Genomic DNA, 15,874 nt, shown 5'->3' on the forward strand with positions numbered 1-15,874 from the left:
GATCAGCCCCCGATCCGTGCTTCGATACGTTCGACGACTTCAGCGGGGACTTTCGGTTGCGACAGCTGCGCCAAGACGCGTTTCTTGGCCTCTTCCGGCATGCGCCCGTTGCCTTCGACAAAGGCCACAAGACGGGCGCGGCGTTCCTCGGTCAGTTCAAGCAGTGTGGGTTCCGCCGTGGCGTTTTCGCCAGCAGGCGCCAGAGAACGAACTTTGATCCCGTCCCCCAGCAAGGGCGTCCGTTGCGCCACGATCTGTTTGCCTTCCAGTTCAGGAGCACGCACCAGAACGTCGTCACCCTGACGACGCATCACCTGCACGCTGGCCGAGATCAGGCGCTCTTCCTCGCCAATCACCAGAACCGTGTCATTGCCGTCCACCGCCGTGGCAGGCAGGCGCACCACGTTGTCGAGCGCCGGTTCCTGCACGCTGACGGTCACGAAATCACCCGGCCGGAAGCTGGGGGCGCGGTCCATTCGGGCATAAACCACACGGCCCGTCTGGCCATCGCCGGTCGAGGCCGCAACGCGATCAATCCGCGCCTGTGCTTCGATATCGGTGCCGAACACGTCCAGCGTGACGGTCACATCCGCCTTCAGCAATTGGCCATTGTCATCCAGCAGACGCGCATAGGCCTGCGTCGACACTCGGAACGCGACTTCAAGCGCGTCGGGGTCCACCAAGCTTGCGATCTGTTCGTTCGAGGACACCAGACGCCCTTCGACAACTGTCACATCGCTCAGCGTACCAGAGAAGCCAGCGCGGATTTCGGTGTCGGCAAGGCTACGCTCAGCCTCGGACACGGCCAGTTTCGCCCGTTGCACGGTCGTCGCGGATTGATCCACGCGGGCCTTCGCCTCGGCCAACGATTGACGGCGCTGGATCACGGTTACGCGGGCGCTGGATGCCTGTAGTTCGGCTGTTTCAACAGCGGCGGCAGTACCGACACCACGGTTTTGCAAATCGGTCTGACGCTGGAACGCCTTTTCATAAAGCTGCGCCTGTTCTTGGGCCGCAGTCAGGTTGTCCTGCGCCAAAACAACGGCGTCTGCGGCTTCGCGGGCCTCTGCCTCGGCGTCGTATAAATCGGATTGTGCGCGTTCCAGAGCCGCCTCGGCATCGGCAGGATCAATGCGAGCCAAGAGCTGCTGATCCTCGACATGCCCGCCTTCTACAAAGCCATCCGCCAGTTCGACAATCCGCCCACCAGCACTGGCGCGCAGTTCCAGTTCGCGGCGGCTTTCGACCTGACCGAAGGCTGTCAGCACAGACACCTCGCGTCCTGCTGTGGCGGTGACAACATTGACGGTAAACACACGTTCCCGCGCCTGCGGCACGCGCGGCTCTTCGGACATTCGGGTCTGCACCGCGTCGCGCACGGTCGCAGCGGCATAGACCAAGAGTCCCAGCGTAGCAGCCAGAAGAAAAAGCCCCGTCAGGCTTTGACGCAGAAAACGCATAGAAACCGATCCTTAAGCAGGCGACACAGATGCCATAGATTTAGGACGCCTAAGCCAAACGCAAAGACGTACATAGTCCAAGGTTATACGCTGGTCCGGATTATTTCCGTCGCAAATGTTCGTCGAGTCGCGGAAAAATCTCGACAAAGTTACAAGGGCGGTGCCGGAAATCGAGCTGTTTGACCAGAATTTCATCCCAAGCGTCCTTGCAGGCACCCGGACTGCCGGGCAGTGCGAACAGGTACGTGCCATTGGCAACGCCACCGGTGGCGCGGCTTTGAATCGCGGATGTGCCGATCTTCTGCATGGAAATCATTGTGAAAACCGTGCTGAAGGCATCGATTTCCTTTTCATAGACATCGCGGTGCGCCTCGACCGTCACGTCACGGCCCGTCAGACCGGTGCCGCCTGTGGACAGGATCACGTCAATCTCGGGGTCGGCACACCATTCGCGCAGCTTGGCCGCGATCTGGTCGCGTTCGTCTTTGATGATGTCCCGCGCAGCCAATGTGTGGCCCGCTTCGGTCAAGCGCCCGACCAGCGTATCGCCGGACCGGTCATCTGCCATCTCGCGCGTGTCGCTGACGGTCAGAACGGCAATGCGCACCGGAATAAAGTCGCGGGTTTCGTCAATTCTGCTCATGTCTTTTTACCCTTTTAGGCGCGCCTGAATGGCTTGCAGGTCGGCCCATGCTTCGCGTTTGGCCAGCGGATTGCGCAGCAGGTAGGCGGGGTGGAACATCGGCATCACAGGCAAGTCCCACGCAGTCGCCCAAGTGCCACGCAACCGCGTGATGCCGCGCTGCCCCAACACCGCCTGAGCCGAAATATTGCCCATCACCACCAGCAATTCAGGTTTTGCCAGCGCGATGTGCCGTTCCAGAAACGGCTTCATCATGGCAATCTCTTCAGGCTTCGGGTCGCGGTTTTGCGGCGGACGCCACGGCATCACGTTGGTGATATAGGTCGCCTGATCGCCTTCGCGGTCACGGCCCATGCCGATTGCCGCAAACATCTTGTCCAGAAGCTGCCCGGCGCGCCCGACAAAAGGCCGACCTTCGCGATCCTCGTCACGCCCCGGTGCTTCGCCGATGATCATCACGCGGGCACCCGCCGTTCCATCGCTGAAAACCAGATTGCGCGCGCCACGTTTCAGGTCGCAGTGTTCAAACGCCGCCATGGCGGCCTGCAACGCCGCCAGATCGCCAGCGGCAGAGGCCGCCTCTTTCGCCTCGGCCACCGGATCGACCTGCGGCAAGGCAACGGGCGCCACGGGTTGCTGGGGCTGGGTTTTCGCTGCGGCGGGCTGAGCTGCGGGAATCTCAAAGCGATTGATCGGCGTTTCGCAAATGGCCTCGGTCGCGCCAAGTTCCACCTGCCACTCCAAAAGCGCACGGGCGCTATGCCAATCCAGTTCCGATTCCATGGCTGGACCTTACACGCGGCAGCGCCCCGCCGAAAGACATCCTCGATCCCCTTGCCGCAACCGCGCGACCTGCCTATAACCGCCGCGATCTTTCCGAGGAATTGCACATGCGTTTCGACCAGCGTCACCTTCTGGGCATTGAACCCCTGCGACCCGATGAAATCACGACGCTGCTGGATCTGGCTGACAAATACGTGACGCTGAACCGCCAGCGCGAAAAGCGTTCCGGCGTGCTGTCCGGTCTGACGCAGATCAACATGTTCTTTGAAAACTCCACCCGCACACAGGCCAGTTTCGAACTGGCGGGCAAGCGCCTTGGCGCGGATGTGATGAACATGGCGATGCAGGCCAGCTCGATCAAAAAGGGTGAAACGCTGGTCGATACAGCGCTGTCGCTGAACGCGATGCACCCTGATCTGCTGGTGGTACGTCACCCCCATTCTGGCGCGGTCGATTTGTTGGCGCAAAAGGTAAACTGTGCCGTCCTGAACGCAGGCGACGGCAAGCACGAACACCCCACTCAGGCGCTCTTGGATGCGTTGACGATCCGCCGTGCTAAGGGCCGCTTGCACCGCCTGAACATCGCGATCTGTGGCGACATCTCGCACAGCCGCGTGGCGCGTTCGAACATCCTGTTGCTGCACAAAATGGAAAACCGCGTGCGTCTGGTGGGCCCACCCACGCTGATGCCGTCGGGCATTGAACACTTCGGGGTCGAGGTTTACGACGATATGCGTGAAGGCCTGAAGGATGTGGACGTCGTGATGATGCTGCGTCTTCAGAAAGAACGCATGGACGGCGGCTTTATCCCGTCCGAGCGGGAATATTATCACCGCTACGGCCTGGACGCCGAAAAGCTGTCTTATGCGGCCGATGACGCCATCGTCATGCACCCCGGCCCGATGAACCGTGGCGTGGAAATCGACGGCACAATTGCAGATGACATCAACCGGTCCGTCATTCAGGAACAGGTGGAAATGGGCGTTGCCGTGCGTATGGCCGCGATGGACCTGTTGGCCCGCAACCTGCGCGCCCGCCCGAAAGAGGTGATGGCATGACACAGATGGAAATCAAATCCTCTGAAAGCGGGATCACCCGCGTGTTCCACATCAACCTGCCGCCCGAAGCGATCGAACGGTTCACCACACAGGCAGGCACCGGCGAATGGCCTTTGCAATACGCGCTTGGCGCCACCAAGCTGCGGAGCTCTTTCGTTGAGGTCGTGAACCTGCGTGACCTTGGGGACATGCCGCTGTCGACCTATCTGCGGCAGGGCTATGGGCTGACCGGCGATGACTTGAAGCTGTCCGCGCGCGAACTGGATTCGCTGACCGGTCATGTTCTGGTCCTGCCCAGTCAGGCCTTTGACAACACCGCACAGGTCCTGACCATCGGGATGCCGCTGCGCTGGGTCGGCACGTTTGAGGAACCCGGTCGCAGCAAAGCCAAGCTGCCCCTGTCTGCCGAAAGCGCCAAGGGCGTTCTGGAAGGCGCGCTCGGCCAAGCCGGTGAAAGCACAGGCCGTTCCCGCCTTTTGACCCTGATTATGGCTGGCTTGGCCATTCTGATCATCGCCATTCTGGCGCTGGTTCTGTTCTAATTGTTTCGATCGCACGGACTCTGACCATGACCGCCACACTGATCAAAAACGCCCGACTGATCGACCCCTCTGCGGATACCGTGACCGAAGGCGGCGTGTTGATCGGGGATGGCCGCATCACGGCGGTTCTGTCCCTGTCCGATGCAGAAGACGCGATCAGCCGCGTTCCGCAAGAAAACGTGATCGATGCAGGCGGTGCTTGCCTTGCGCCGGGGATCGTTGATCTGGGCGTAAAGGTTTGTGAACCGGGCGAACGCCATAAGGAAAGCTTCAAGACAGCCGGTCAGGCCGCTGCTGCTGGCGGTGTGACGACAATGGTCACGCGCCCCGACACCGATCCGGCCATCGACAACCCCGAAGTGCTGGAATTCATCCGCCGCCGCGCGAATGAGGTGACACCGGTCAACGTGCGCCCCATGGCTGCGCTGACCAAGGGCCGTCAGGGCCGCGAGATGTCTGAAATCGGCTTTCTGCTCGATGCAGGTGCCGTGGCCTTTACCGATGGCGACAACGTCGTCACAGACACCAAGGTCCTAAGCCGCGCAATGACCTATGCCCGTTCGCTGGGTGCGTTGGTGATCGGCCACCCGCAGGACCCCGGCCTGTCCAAAGGGGCGGCTGCGACCTCGGGCAAGTTCGCATCGCTGCGTGGCCTGCCGGGTGTGTCACCTATGGCGGAACGCATGGGGCTGGATCGTGACATCGCCATCGTCGAAATGACCGGTGCGAAATACCACGCCGACCAGATCACCACGGCGCGCGCCCTGCCCGCGCTGGAACGCGCCAAGGCCAATGGGTTCGACGTGACCGCAGGCACGTCCATGCACCATATGACGCTGAACGAACTGGATGTGTCTGACTACCGCACGTTCTTTAAGGTCAAGCCGCCGCTGCGCGCCGAAGAAGACCGTCAGGCCGTAATCGACGCCATTCGCAGCGGGTTGATCGACACGATTTCGTCGATGCACACCCCGCAGGACGAAGAAAGCAAACGCCTGCCGTTTGAAGAGGCCGCATCCGGTGCGGTCGGCCTGGAAACCATGCTGCCGGTTCTGTTGCGCCTTTATCATTCCGGCGATCTGGAACTGCCGACGCTGTTCCGCGCGCTGTCGCTGAACCCCGCCAAACGGTTGGGTCTGGATTGTGGTCGTCTGGAAAAGAACGCCCCCGCCGATCTGATCCTGTTCGATCCCGACAAACCGCTGATCCTTGACCGTTTCAAGCTGAAGTCGAAGTCCAAGAACACGCCCTTCGACGGTGCGCGCCTTCAGGGCCGCATCCTGCGTACGCTGGTGTCGGGCGAAACTGTCTACAAGCTCTGATTCCGCAACGCTGCGTCGCTTGCGGCGCGGCCATTTGCCGACACATCTTCTGTGCTTGGCGGAAACGTGCCCTGCGGGTAAACTCTCGCAAAATAATCGCAAAAGAGGCGAGTGCCATGCCCGCAATCGAGACATCCCTGCCCCTTCTTCTGCTATTGGGCGTCTTTGCCTATCTGCTGGGATCGGTGCCCTTCGGACTGGTTGTGACGAAGGTCTTTGGCCTTGGCGATCCACGTCAGATCGGGTCCGGCAACATCGGGGCGACGAATGTTTTACGGACAGGCAGCAAATCGGCTGGCGCACTGACGCTGCTTCTTGATGGGGCAAAAGGCGCGGTTGCTGTTCTGATTGCACGTGCCGTTGCTGGCGAAGATGCCGCGCAACTGGCCGCGCTATTGGCGTTTATCGGTCACTGCTATCCGGTCTGGCTCAAGTTCAAAGGTGGTAAGGGTGTTGCCACTTTCCTTGGCGTTCTGCTGGCTTTGGTCTGGCCCGTTGGCCTTTTGGTTTGTGCCACATGGCTTGCTGCGGTTGCGCTTACACGGATTTCCAGCATGGGCGCACTGGTTTGCGCTTCAAGCTCGACCTTGTGGATGCTGTTGCTGGGCCGCGGAGAGGCGCTGCTGCTGGGCATGATCCTGACACTGATGGTGTTCTACCGCCACCGCGCCAACATCTCGCGGCTACGGGCTGGTCAGGAACCGAAAGTCGGTCAGAAATCCTGATCCAGCATGTTGGTGACAGCTTTGGCGACATCGTCGACATGGCTCATGGGGGCCATATGACCGGCACCTTCAATCACCTGATCCCGCGCGTTGGGCAACACCTGCTCTAATCCCTTATGGACGGCCTGAATAACAGGGGCGGTTTCCGATCCGCGTAGAAGCAGCGTCGGCATTGTGACCTTGGCCAGCGCGTCAGGTTTCAACACACCGGCCCGATCATCCATGAGCGCTGGGTTGCTGCCGAACACAAAGGCCATCTGTTTCGCCATCATATCGCGTACCGGCTGGGGTGTTTTTTCCCAAGGACGTCCCCCACCCCAGATCGAGGTAAACAGCCGCGCGGCCTCTAGCCCGTCGCCTTCGTAGAACTTGTTCCGCGCATGGGACGCCTGTTCGAAATGGTCGTCAAAGGCCTGAACCGACACGATCTTGGCCGCGTTGAACAGAACGGGTTCTATCAGCGTCAGCGTCTTCACCTTGTCGGGAAACATCTCGGCCAGACGCAGGGCAATCGTGGCCCCAAAGCTGTGCCCGATCAGATGATCGCCGTCCTGCAAAAGCCCCGCAGCAATATCCGTAACCTGATCGTGTACATCGCCTTCCAAGGGCACGCCTGCGCTCTTGCCATGCATCGGCATATCAAAGCCGCGCATCGTTAACCGGTCGCCTAAAAGCGGTTCATATGCGGCCCAGAAACCGGAATGGCCCAAGGCACAATGCAGGCACAAAGCGCCTTCCGGCCCCTTCCCGAAGGAGCGAGTAAAGATCGTTGGTTCAGTCACAGTCTATCCGATCACAAGTTACCCGACAGATGGGCGTCCAGATCAGCCAGACGATCCTGCCCCCAGAACCGCTGATCGGTGTCGGTCACATAGAACGGCGCGCCAAAGACGCCGCGATTGACGGCCTCTTCCAGATTGGCCGCATATTCTTCGGCCCCGACCAGCAATCCGCTGTCGGCAAGCGACGGATCAAAGCCGGCCGCGCTCAGACATGCGCGCACCACCTCGTCGTCGGCGATGTTCTTTTCCTCGGCCCAGCAGGCCCGCATAAAGCTGTGGGCCAACGCACCCAGATCACCGCCGCCCGCCTTTTGCGCGGCAATGATGGCATAGGATGACGGCGCCATGTTGGTCGGCCAGTGCATCGGTTGCAGGTTGAACGGCTTTTCTGCTTTCGCCGCCTGACGCTTCAGTTCCTGCGCGCGGTATTCCTGACGGCTGGGATGGCGTTCCTTTGGTGGTGTGCCACCGGTGCGCCCGAACAGCGCGATAATATCCAGCGGCTTATAGGTGATTGTCGCGCCGTGTTTGTCTGCAATCTCTTCCAGTCGCTGGCCTGCGAGATAGGCATATGGCGACAATGTCGCAAAGAAGTAATCAATATGGGGCACTTTTCGTCCTCCTCTGCGGGTTCGCCTTTGCCACACGGGTGCGGCGTGTTAATCGACGCGCACTCTGACGAATCGTTAATCCGGAGACAAGCCCATGCCTGCCGTCATCGAACCCAAACTTATCTCTGGAAACGCGAACCTGCCGCTGGCGCAAGCCATCGCACGCCGCATGTCCCTGTACCGCGGGATGAACGTCGGTCTGGTGGACGCCCGCATCGAACGGTTCAACGACCAAGAGATTTTCGTCGAGGTGTTCGAAAACGTCCGTGGTGAAGACATGTTCATCATCCAATCGACGTCGAACCCCGCCAACGACAACCTGATGGAGCTGCTGGTCATGGCAGACGCGCTGCGCCGTTCGTCGGCTGCACGCATCACCGCTGTGATCCCCTACTTCGGCTACGCCCGTCAGGACCGCCGCACAAAGGCGCGTACACCGATCACAGCCAAGCTGGTTGCCAACATGATGGTGTCGGCTGGTATCGAACGCATCCTGACCATGGACCTGCACGCCGCGCAGATTCAGGGCTTCTTCGACATTCCGGTGGACAACCTTTACGCTTCGCCGATTTTTGCGCTGGACGTGCTGTCGCAGTTCAAAGACGGTCTGGAAGACGTGATGGTTGTGTCCCCCGACGTGGGCGGCGTGGCCCGTGCCCGCGAACTCGCGAAACGTATCAACGCGCCGCTGTCCATCGTAGACAAGCGCCGCGAAAAGCCCGGTGAAATCGCTGAAATGACCGTTATCGGCGACGTCAAAGGCAAGAAATGTATCATCGTGGACGACATCTGCGACACGGCTGGTACGCTCTGCAAAGCTGCTGAAGTTCTGATGGAACACGGCGCGACCGAGGTGCATTCCTACATCACACACGGCGTTCTGTCCGGCCCTGCGGTTGAACGCATCTCCAAGTCGGTCATGAAGTCGCTGGTCATCACAGACTCGATCGAGCTGACCGACGCCGCGAAAGCCGCGCCGAACATCCGCGTTGTCCCGACAGCCCCGATGTTCGCCCAAGCGATCCTGAACATCTGGAACGGTACATCGGTTTCGTCCCTGTTCGAGACAGAAACACTGGGCCCGATCTACGAAGGCATTCTGTAAGTCTTCGATCTTGATCTAATCGCAAAGAACGGGCCCCAGCGGCCCGTTTTTTTATAGCATCAACTCGAAATCGTCTTCGTTCGGCAATTCACCAATCGCCATCCAGCTCATCCGGACGCGGGCCACGCGTGTGTCACCCCATGTGCGAAAGACCAGTTCGAAACCGGTGGTATCCACTTTTTCGGCCACAATATCGGCGCGCACGTTGGCGTCCGAGTCCATGTCCCACAGTGACAGGGTGACATGAACCACGGGCGTTGACCGGAAGCTTTCGGAAAAGGCGATCCACTTGCGGCGTTCACGGGCTCCGGATCCGGTCCACATGTCGCCACCGGTCGCGAAATCGGAGAAAAGCTCAACATTGCCTTGTTCGACACCGACAGAGTTGCTGCGCATTCGCTTCATGCAACCGATACTCCTTTACCTCTGGTGTACTTAGACAAATTGGCCGTAAAGAGAAAAGCCATTTTGTACCCTTTGCATCAGGATCAGGCTTACCCAAATGCCCAATTTTCCGTCACACGGTCAATTTGACGCCTACCGAATGGCCAGCAGGCGTGTTCCAGTGCCCTGCACACACCTAGCCCCCTTCGACTTTCACAAAATTTAAGAGACGCGAAGACTATGGATCAGGACCTGCGCATTCTGGTGGTCGAACCGGACCCCGAACGAGCCCATTCTATTATCGACGCCCTCACTGCTGACGGGTGGACCAATCTGCATGTCGTCGGCGATGTGACCGCCCTTGACCGCCAGATGAAAACGTTGTCGCCGGACATTGTTTTGATCGATCTGGCCAACCCGGATCGCGACACGCTGGAACATATCAGCATGGTCAGCGACGCCAAATCGCGGCCCGTGGCGATGTTTGTCGACAAAACCGATGATGCCATGACCCAAGCGGCCGTTCAGGCAGGTCTTAGCGCCTATGTTGTGGACGGGCTGCATATGAACCGGATCAAACCGGTGATCGAAACGGCCATCGCGCGGTTTCAGGTCATGCGTAAAATGCAGACCGAACTGGACGCGGCCAAACGCGCGCTGGCAGATCGCAAAACCATCGACCGTGCGAAGGGTCTTATTATGAAAGCGCGCGGCATTGGCGAAGACGAAGCCTACGCCCTGCTACGCAAATCCGCGATGGATCAGGGGAAAAAGGTGATCGACGTCGCGCAGGCCCTCGTGACCGCATCGGATTTGCTGTCATGAGCGCAACACACCTGAATTGCGGATACGTTCCGCTGATCGACTCTGCCCCGCTGATCATCGCGAAAGAACTGAACTTCGCAGCCGAAGAAGGTCTGGAACTGACACTGACGCCACAGCCGTCATGGTCGGCGCTGCGCGATATGCTTGCGCTTGGGCATCTTGAAGCGGCCCAAATGCTGGCACCGATGTCGGTTGCGATGTCCATGGGGCTGGGCGGATTGTCGGCCCAGATCGATGCGCTGATGGTTCTGTCGGTCAATGGCACGATCATCGGCGTTTCACAGGACATGTCCAAAGCGATGGGCGACGTGCCTTTCGCCGACCCCAAGCTGAACGCCGAGGCCCTGCTGGCCGCGGTCAAAGGAAAGTTGCGCGTTGGCGTGCCCTTTCCATTTTCGATGCACCGGCTGCTGTTTGAATACTGGCTGTCAGATAAGGCCGCCGAAGCAGGGATCGAGATCGAGATTGTCACCACCCCGCCGCCGCGTATGGCCGATGCGCTGGAAAACGGTCTGGTTGATGTATTCTGCGTCGGCGAACCCTGGGGCAGTGTCGCTGTTGCGCGCGGCGTTGGCCGCCTGATCCTGCCAAGCTCTGCTATCTGGCAGTTCGCACCGGAAAAGGTTCTGGCCGTGCGCCATGAATGGGCGAACGAAAATCCCGAAACCTGCGGCGCACTGATGCGCGCTATCTATAAGGCGGCCCGGTGGCTGGATACCGGTTCGAACAAACCTCTCGCCGTCGACATTCTCAGCCGCAGCGCACATCTGGATTTGCCGGACACGGTGATCGACCCTGCTATCAGCAACTCGCTGTCGCCTGACATGGGCCTTCCGGGCGAACACGTCGAAAACTTCCTGATCTTCAACCGCCATGCCGCCAATTTCCCGTGGCGCAGTCAGGCCGCATGGATCGCGGCGCGTCTGAATGCCGATGCAGAGGGAATCGAAACGGCCAAGAAAAGCTTCCGGTCTGATCTGTACCGTCAGCACCTGAGCACAATTGGGGCCGATATGCCCGGCGCATCCGAGAAACTTGAGGGCTCAATGCGTCACGCGACAGCCGTTGCATCGGCTCGCGGGCACCTGATTCTGGGGCCAGACGCATTTTTTGACGGCAAAATCTTCGACTCAGGTCAGGAAGTTTGACTATTTTTTAGGCAGTTTCTGCGATGCAGCAGAATCTTGGCAAAAAAACGGGAACCTTTGTTGAGCCGCACACGGCCTTCATAGAATGTATTCACAGGGCATAGACGCCCACGACTTTCCGGTACCGACGTAGGCACCAACACATATCCGAGCAAAGCCGCTCGTCTGTTTGATGACATCCTCCCCGTCATCGCTCAGACGCGCGGCTTTTTTCTTTTCCCGGCCCTGATGGCCAAAACGACAGGACGTCTAATGAAAAAACTTCTTTCTTACGCTCTTGCATCAAGCATGCTGGTGGCCCTGCCCGCCAGCGCCGAGATGCTTGATCTGGAAAAAGACGAGCTGACCTTCGGCTTTATCAAGCTGACCGATATGGCACCGCTCGCTGTAGCATATGAAAACGGCTATTTCGAAGACGAAGGCCTGTTCGTCACTCTGGAAGCACAAGCGAATTGGAAGGTTCTTCTGGACGGCGTCATCGACGGTCAGCTGGACGGCGCGCACATGCTGGCGGGTCAGCCTTTGGCGGCGACAATCGGTTTCGGTACAGAAGCACACATCATCACACCGTTCTCGATGGACCTGAACGGCAACGGCATCACGGTTTCCAACGAAATCTGGGAACAGATGAAGCCGAATATCCCCAAAATGGACGATGGCCGCCCGCAGCACCCGATCAGCGCCGAGGCACTGGCACCGGTTGTTGAGGACTACAAAGACCAAGGCATCCCGTTCAACATGGGCATGGTTTTCCCTGTTTCCACACACAACTACGAACTGCGCTACTGGCTGGCGGCAGGTGGCCTGCACCCGGGTTACTATTCGCCCGAAGACATTTCCGGCCAGATCGGCGCGGATGTTCTGTTGTCCGTAACACCTCCGCCGCAGATGCCGGCCACGCTCGAAGCGGGCACAATCTTTGGCTACTGCGTAGGTGAGCCGTGGAACCAGCAGGCCGTATTCAAAGGCATCGGTGTTCCTGTCGTCACAGATTACGAACTGTGGAAGAACAACCCCGAGAAGGTATTCGGCATCACCGCAGAATTCGCGGAAATGTACCCGAACACCACAGCAGCTGTGACCAAAGCGCTGATCCGCGCGGCGATCTGGCTGGATGAAAACGACAACGCCAACCGTCCTGAAGCGGTCGAAATCCTGTCCCGTTCCGAATACGTGGGCGCGGATTACGACGTGATCGCGAACTCGATGACTGGCACCTTTGAATACGAAAAAGGCGACGTTCGCGAAGTTCCCGACTTCAACGTGTTCTTCCGTTACAACGCGACATACCCCTTCTACTCGGACGCGATCTGGTACCTGACACAGATGCGCCGCTGGGGCCAAATCGCCGAGCCGAAGTCCGACGAATGGTATGTAGAAACAGCCAAGTCCGTTTACCGCCCCGACATCTACCTGAACGCAGCGCGTATGCTGGTTGATGAAGGTCTGGCAAACGAAGCTGACTTCCCTTGGGACAGCGACGGCTTCAAGGCGCCGACACCTGCCGAAGATATCATCGACGGCATCGCCTATGACGGCAAAGCGCCGAACGCCTACCTCGACAGCCTGCCGATCGGCCTGAAAGGCGAACAGATTGTCGTTGGCAGCGAAGTCAAAGGCTAAACACACCTCTCCCTGCTCCCCCTGCAGACTATCGCAGGGGGGCCTTTTCTCTCCCCCTCTTTCTCAACCCTACCTGATCACAGGACACTCCTAATGACCGCCATTGATCCTGAAGTCGTCGACGCAGAGGCCGAAGCCCGCCGTGCACGCCTCTTCACCCGCATCAACAAAGCTGACGCTTGGTTTAGCGCCTTAGGCCTGTCTTGGGTCACACCCATCCTGCGTGCTGTCGCAGGTGACAACCCCAGCGCCCAAGCCAAAGAAATCTGGCGCCTGCTGGGCGTGCCTGTGCTGGCGATTTGCGCATTCCTTGTTGCATGGGGCAGCCTTGCACCCAAAGTTCAAACATCGCTTGGCGCGATCCCGGGACCTGTTCAGGTCTGGGAACAGGTGATCAACCTGCACGAAGACGCCGTTCGCGAAACCGAAAAAGAAGCCGCGTTCTACGTGCGTCAGGACGAACGTAACGCCAAGCTGATCGCAAACGGCCAAGCCGATAAGGTCAAAGAGCGCGTCTACACCGGCAAACCGACCTACTACGATCAAATCTGGACCTCGATCAAAACCGTATTCTTCGGCTTTCTGATCGCATCTGTCATCGCGATCCCGCTGGGTATCTCGGCCGGTCTGTCCCAGACAGCCAACGCCGCGCTGAACCCGCTGATCCAGATCTTCAAACCCGTTTCCCCGCTGGCATGGTTGCCCATCGTGACCATGGTGGTATCCGCCGTCTACACAACCAACGACGGCATGTTCTCGAAATCCTTCCTGATCTCGGCCATCACCGTGACCCTGTGTTCGCTGTGGCCCACTCTGATCAACACCGCGCTGGGTGTGTCCAGCATCGACAAGGATCTGGTGTCGGTTTCCAAGGTTCTGAAAATGAACACATGGACCAAAATCACCAAACTGGTTCTGCCGTCCGCCCTGCCTCTGATCTTCACTGGTCTGCGTCTGTCGCTGGGTGTTGGCTGGATGGTTCTGATCGCCGCTGAAATGCTGGCGCAGAACCCGGGCCTTGGCAAATTCGTCTGGGACGAATTCCAGAACGGCTCTTCCCAGTCGCTGGCCAAGATCATGGTTGCTGTCTTCACCATCGGCATCATCGGCTTCCTGCTTGATCGGATCATGTACGCGATCCAGGCCGCCTTTACCTTCACCAACAACCGGTAATCCCCATGGCTATCCTGAAACTCGATAACGTTTCCAAAGGCTTTGGCGAAGGCACCGCCGCCACCGAAGTTCTGAAGAACATCAACCTTGAGGTCGAAGAGGGCGAGTTCCTTGTCCTTCTCGGCTTCTCGGGAACCGGCAAAACAACCCTGATCAACCTGCTGGCTGGTCTGGAAATGCCGACAACCGGTTCTGTGACTTTCAAAGACAAACCGATCACGGGTCCCGGCCCTGAACGCGGCGTGATTTTCCAAAGCTATTCGCTGATGCCGTGGCTGACGGTGGACGGAAACGTCGAACTGGCTGTCGACACGGTGTTCCCCGATTTGTCCAAGACCGAAAAGAAGGCCAAAGTCGATCACTACGTAAAAATGGTTGGCCTGAGCCACGCCAAAACACGCCGCCCTGCGGAACTGTCTGGCGGTATGCGCCAGCGTGTGAATGTGGCCCGCGCCCTTGCGATGAACCCCGAAGTTTTGCTGCTGGACGAACCGCTGTCTGCGCTGGACGCGCTGACACGGGGCAATCTGGCCGATGAAATCGTATCCATCTGGGCTGAGGAAAAACAGACCTGCGTTCTGATCACCAACGATGTGGACGAAGCCATTGTCATGGCCGACCGCATCATCGCGCTGAACCCTGACGGCACCTTGGGTAAGGAATTCAAGGTCACGCTGGACCGCCCACGCGAACAAACCGCGATGAACCACAACGAGACGTTCAAGAAACTGCGGATGGAAGTCACGAACTACCTGATGGACGTGGGCATCGAGGCCAAAGCCGAAGGCACCAAGCTGTTGCCGGACGTGACCCCGATCCACGGTGTTCCTGCGGCGGTTGCCCAAGCGACCGAAGGCATGATCGAAGAACGTTTCCTCGACTTCTCGCAGTTGCACAAAGTGTACCCGACGCCTAAAGGCCCGCTGACCGTGGTCGAAGACTTCGAACTGAAGGTCAACAAGGGCGAGTTTATTTCGCTGATCGGCCACTCGGGCTGTGGTAAGTCCACGGTTCTGACAATGGCCGCTGGTCTGAACAGCATCTCCAAAGGCGCGATCAAACTGGACGGTCGCCACGTCGAGGGCGCAGACCCTGAACGTGCCGTTGTGTTCCAGTCGCCCAACCTGTTCCCTTGGCTGACTGCCAAGGAAAACGTCGCCATCGGCGTGGACAAGGTTTACCCGCGCGCCAGCATGGCCGAGCGTCAGGATGTTGTTGAATACTATCTCGAGCGGGTCGGTCTGGCTGACTCGATGGATAAATCTGCATCTGATCTTTCCAACGGCATGAAACAGCGCGTCGGCATCGCCCGCGCCTTTGCCCTGTCCCCCAAGCTGCTGCTTCTGGATGAACCATTCGGCATGCTGGACAGTCTGACCCGTTGGGAACTGCAAGAGGTTCTGATGGAGGTCTGGTCACGGACCAAAGTCACCGCGATCTGTGTCACCCATGACGTCGACGAAGCCATTCTTCTGGCGGACCGCGTTGTCATGATGACAAACGGGCCACAAGCGACAATCGGCAAGATCACTGACGTGAAACTGCCGCGTCCGCGCACCCGCAAAGCTCTGTTGGAACACCCTGACTACTACACGTACCGCCAAGAGGTTCTCGATTTCCTCGAAGAGTACGAACACGGCGCAAAGCCGAAACCAAAGCCACAACCAACAACTATAGCAGCGGAGTGAAC

16 protein-coding genes are annotated in these 15,874 nt (G+C 58.9%); 10 read left to right on the forward strand and 6 right to left on the reverse strand.

The annotated features are described in order from the left end of the window. Positions 1-2: 2 nt before the first annotated feature. The 3 genes from AC4FIA_RS00430 to AC4FIA_RS00440 form a co-directional block, all read right to left on the reverse strand. Positions 3-1,460 carry an efflux RND transporter periplasmic adaptor subunit gene (locus AC4FIA_RS00430; RefSeq protein ID WP_490364278.1) on the reverse strand — a complete coding sequence of 486 codons (1,458 nt, stop codon included), beginning with the start codon at positions 1,458-1,460 and terminating at the stop codon, positions 3-5. 100 nt (positions 1,461-1,560) lie between these two features. Next, complete coding sequence (gene moaB, locus AC4FIA_RS00435) at positions 1,561-2,103, reverse strand: molybdenum cofactor biosynthesis protein B (protein WP_103909106.1); 543 nt, start codon at positions 2,101-2,103, stop codon at positions 1,561-1,563. 6 nt (positions 2,104-2,109) lie between these two features. Further along, entirely contained in the window at positions 2,110-2,886 is a 777-nt protein-coding gene (locus AC4FIA_RS00440) for a uracil-DNA glycosylase (protein ID WP_490364279.1), read from the reverse strand. Between the two features lie 107 nt (positions 2,887-2,993). On the opposite strand from AC4FIA_RS00440, the gene AC4FIA_RS00445 reads away from it, so the two are divergent. The 4 genes from AC4FIA_RS00445 to plsY all read left to right on the forward strand — a co-directional run bounded on the left by AC4FIA_RS00445 (position 2,994) and on the right by plsY (position 6,533). After that, entirely contained in the window at positions 2,994-3,944 is a 951-nt protein-coding gene (locus AC4FIA_RS00445) for an aspartate carbamoyltransferase catalytic subunit (RefSeq protein WP_103909108.1), read from the forward strand. Beyond that, positions 3,941-4,486 carry an aspartate carbamoyltransferase catalytic subunit gene (locus AC4FIA_RS00450; protein ID WP_490364280.1) on the forward strand — a complete coding sequence of 182 codons (546 nt, stop codon included), beginning with the start codon at positions 3,941-3,943 and terminating at the stop codon, positions 4,484-4,486. The genes AC4FIA_RS00445 and AC4FIA_RS00450 overlap by 4 nt, the downstream gene beginning before the upstream one ends. Before the next feature lie 26 nt (positions 4,487-4,512). Next, positions 4,513-5,808 carry a dihydroorotase gene (gene pyrC, locus AC4FIA_RS00455; RefSeq protein ID WP_490364281.1) on the forward strand — a complete coding sequence of 432 codons (1,296 nt, stop codon included), beginning with the start codon at positions 4,513-4,515 and terminating at the stop codon, positions 5,806-5,808. Positions 5,809-5,924: 116 nt separating this feature from the next. Continuing rightward, on the forward strand, positions 5,925-6,533 hold the full coding sequence (plsY, locus tag AC4FIA_RS00460) for a glycerol-3-phosphate 1-O-acyltransferase PlsY (RefSeq protein WP_103909111.1): 609 nt from the start codon (positions 5,925-5,927) through the stop codon (positions 6,531-6,533). Here the strand turns inward: plsY and AC4FIA_RS00465 are convergent. Next, a complete protein-coding gene (locus tag AC4FIA_RS00465; RefSeq protein WP_490364282.1) occupies positions 6,521-7,315 on the reverse strand; it encodes an alpha/beta fold hydrolase in 795 nt (264 codons plus the stop codon). The genes plsY and AC4FIA_RS00465 overlap by 13 nt on opposite strands. A gap of 11 nt (positions 7,316-7,326) precedes the next feature. After that, entirely contained in the window at positions 7,327-7,926 is a 600-nt protein-coding gene (locus AC4FIA_RS00470; RefSeq protein WP_490364283.1) for a 2-hydroxychromene-2-carboxylate isomerase, read from the reverse strand. A 94-nt stretch (positions 7,927-8,020) separates the two neighbouring features. On the opposite strand from AC4FIA_RS00470, the gene AC4FIA_RS00475 reads away from it, so the two are divergent. Then, positions 8,021-9,031, forward strand: coding sequence for a ribose-phosphate pyrophosphokinase (locus tag AC4FIA_RS00475; protein ID WP_490364284.1), 1,011 nt, complete (start codon positions 8,021-8,023; stop codon positions 9,029-9,031). 51 nt (positions 9,032-9,082) lie between these two features. Here the strand turns inward: AC4FIA_RS00475 and AC4FIA_RS00480 are convergent, their stop codons facing one another. Then, positions 9,083-9,436: an H-type lectin domain-containing protein gene (locus tag AC4FIA_RS00480; RefSeq protein ID WP_490364285.1), complete on the reverse strand. Its 354-nt coding sequence runs from the start codon at positions 9,434-9,436 to the stop codon at positions 9,083-9,085. Between the two features lie 219 nt (positions 9,437-9,655). Between AC4FIA_RS00480 and AC4FIA_RS00485 the strand changes: the two genes are divergently transcribed. The 5 genes from AC4FIA_RS00485 (at position 9,656) to AC4FIA_RS00505 (ending at position 15,872) form a co-directional block, all read left to right on the forward strand. Further along, entirely contained in the window at positions 9,656-10,240 is a 585-nt protein-coding gene (locus AC4FIA_RS00485; protein WP_490364286.1) for an ANTAR domain-containing response regulator, read from the forward strand. Continuing rightward, on the forward strand, positions 10,237-11,388 hold the full coding sequence (locus AC4FIA_RS00490; protein ID WP_490364287.1) for a CmpA/NrtA family ABC transporter substrate-binding protein: 1,152 nt from the start codon (positions 10,237-10,239) through the stop codon (positions 11,386-11,388). The genes AC4FIA_RS00485 and AC4FIA_RS00490 overlap by 4 nt, the downstream gene beginning before the upstream one ends. Positions 11,389-11,640: 252 nt before the next feature. After that, positions 11,641-13,011 carry a CmpA/NrtA family ABC transporter substrate-binding protein gene (locus tag AC4FIA_RS00495; RefSeq protein ID WP_490364288.1) on the forward strand — a complete coding sequence of 457 codons (1,371 nt, stop codon included), beginning with the start codon at positions 11,641-11,643 and terminating at the stop codon, positions 13,009-13,011. 93 nt (positions 13,012-13,104) lie between these two features. Next, positions 13,105-14,184 (forward strand): ABC transporter permease, encoded by a 1,080-nt coding sequence (locus AC4FIA_RS00500; RefSeq protein WP_490364289.1) that lies wholly within the window; start codon positions 13,105-13,107, stop codon positions 14,182-14,184. 5 nt (positions 14,185-14,189) lie between these two features. Beyond that, positions 14,190-15,872 carry an ABC transporter ATP-binding protein gene (locus tag AC4FIA_RS00505; protein WP_490364290.1) on the forward strand — a complete coding sequence of 561 codons (1,683 nt, stop codon included), beginning with the start codon at positions 14,190-14,192 and terminating at the stop codon, positions 15,870-15,872. Positions 15,873-15,874: the final 2 nt, after the last annotated feature.

The organism is Thalassococcus sp. (assembly GCF_982780845.1).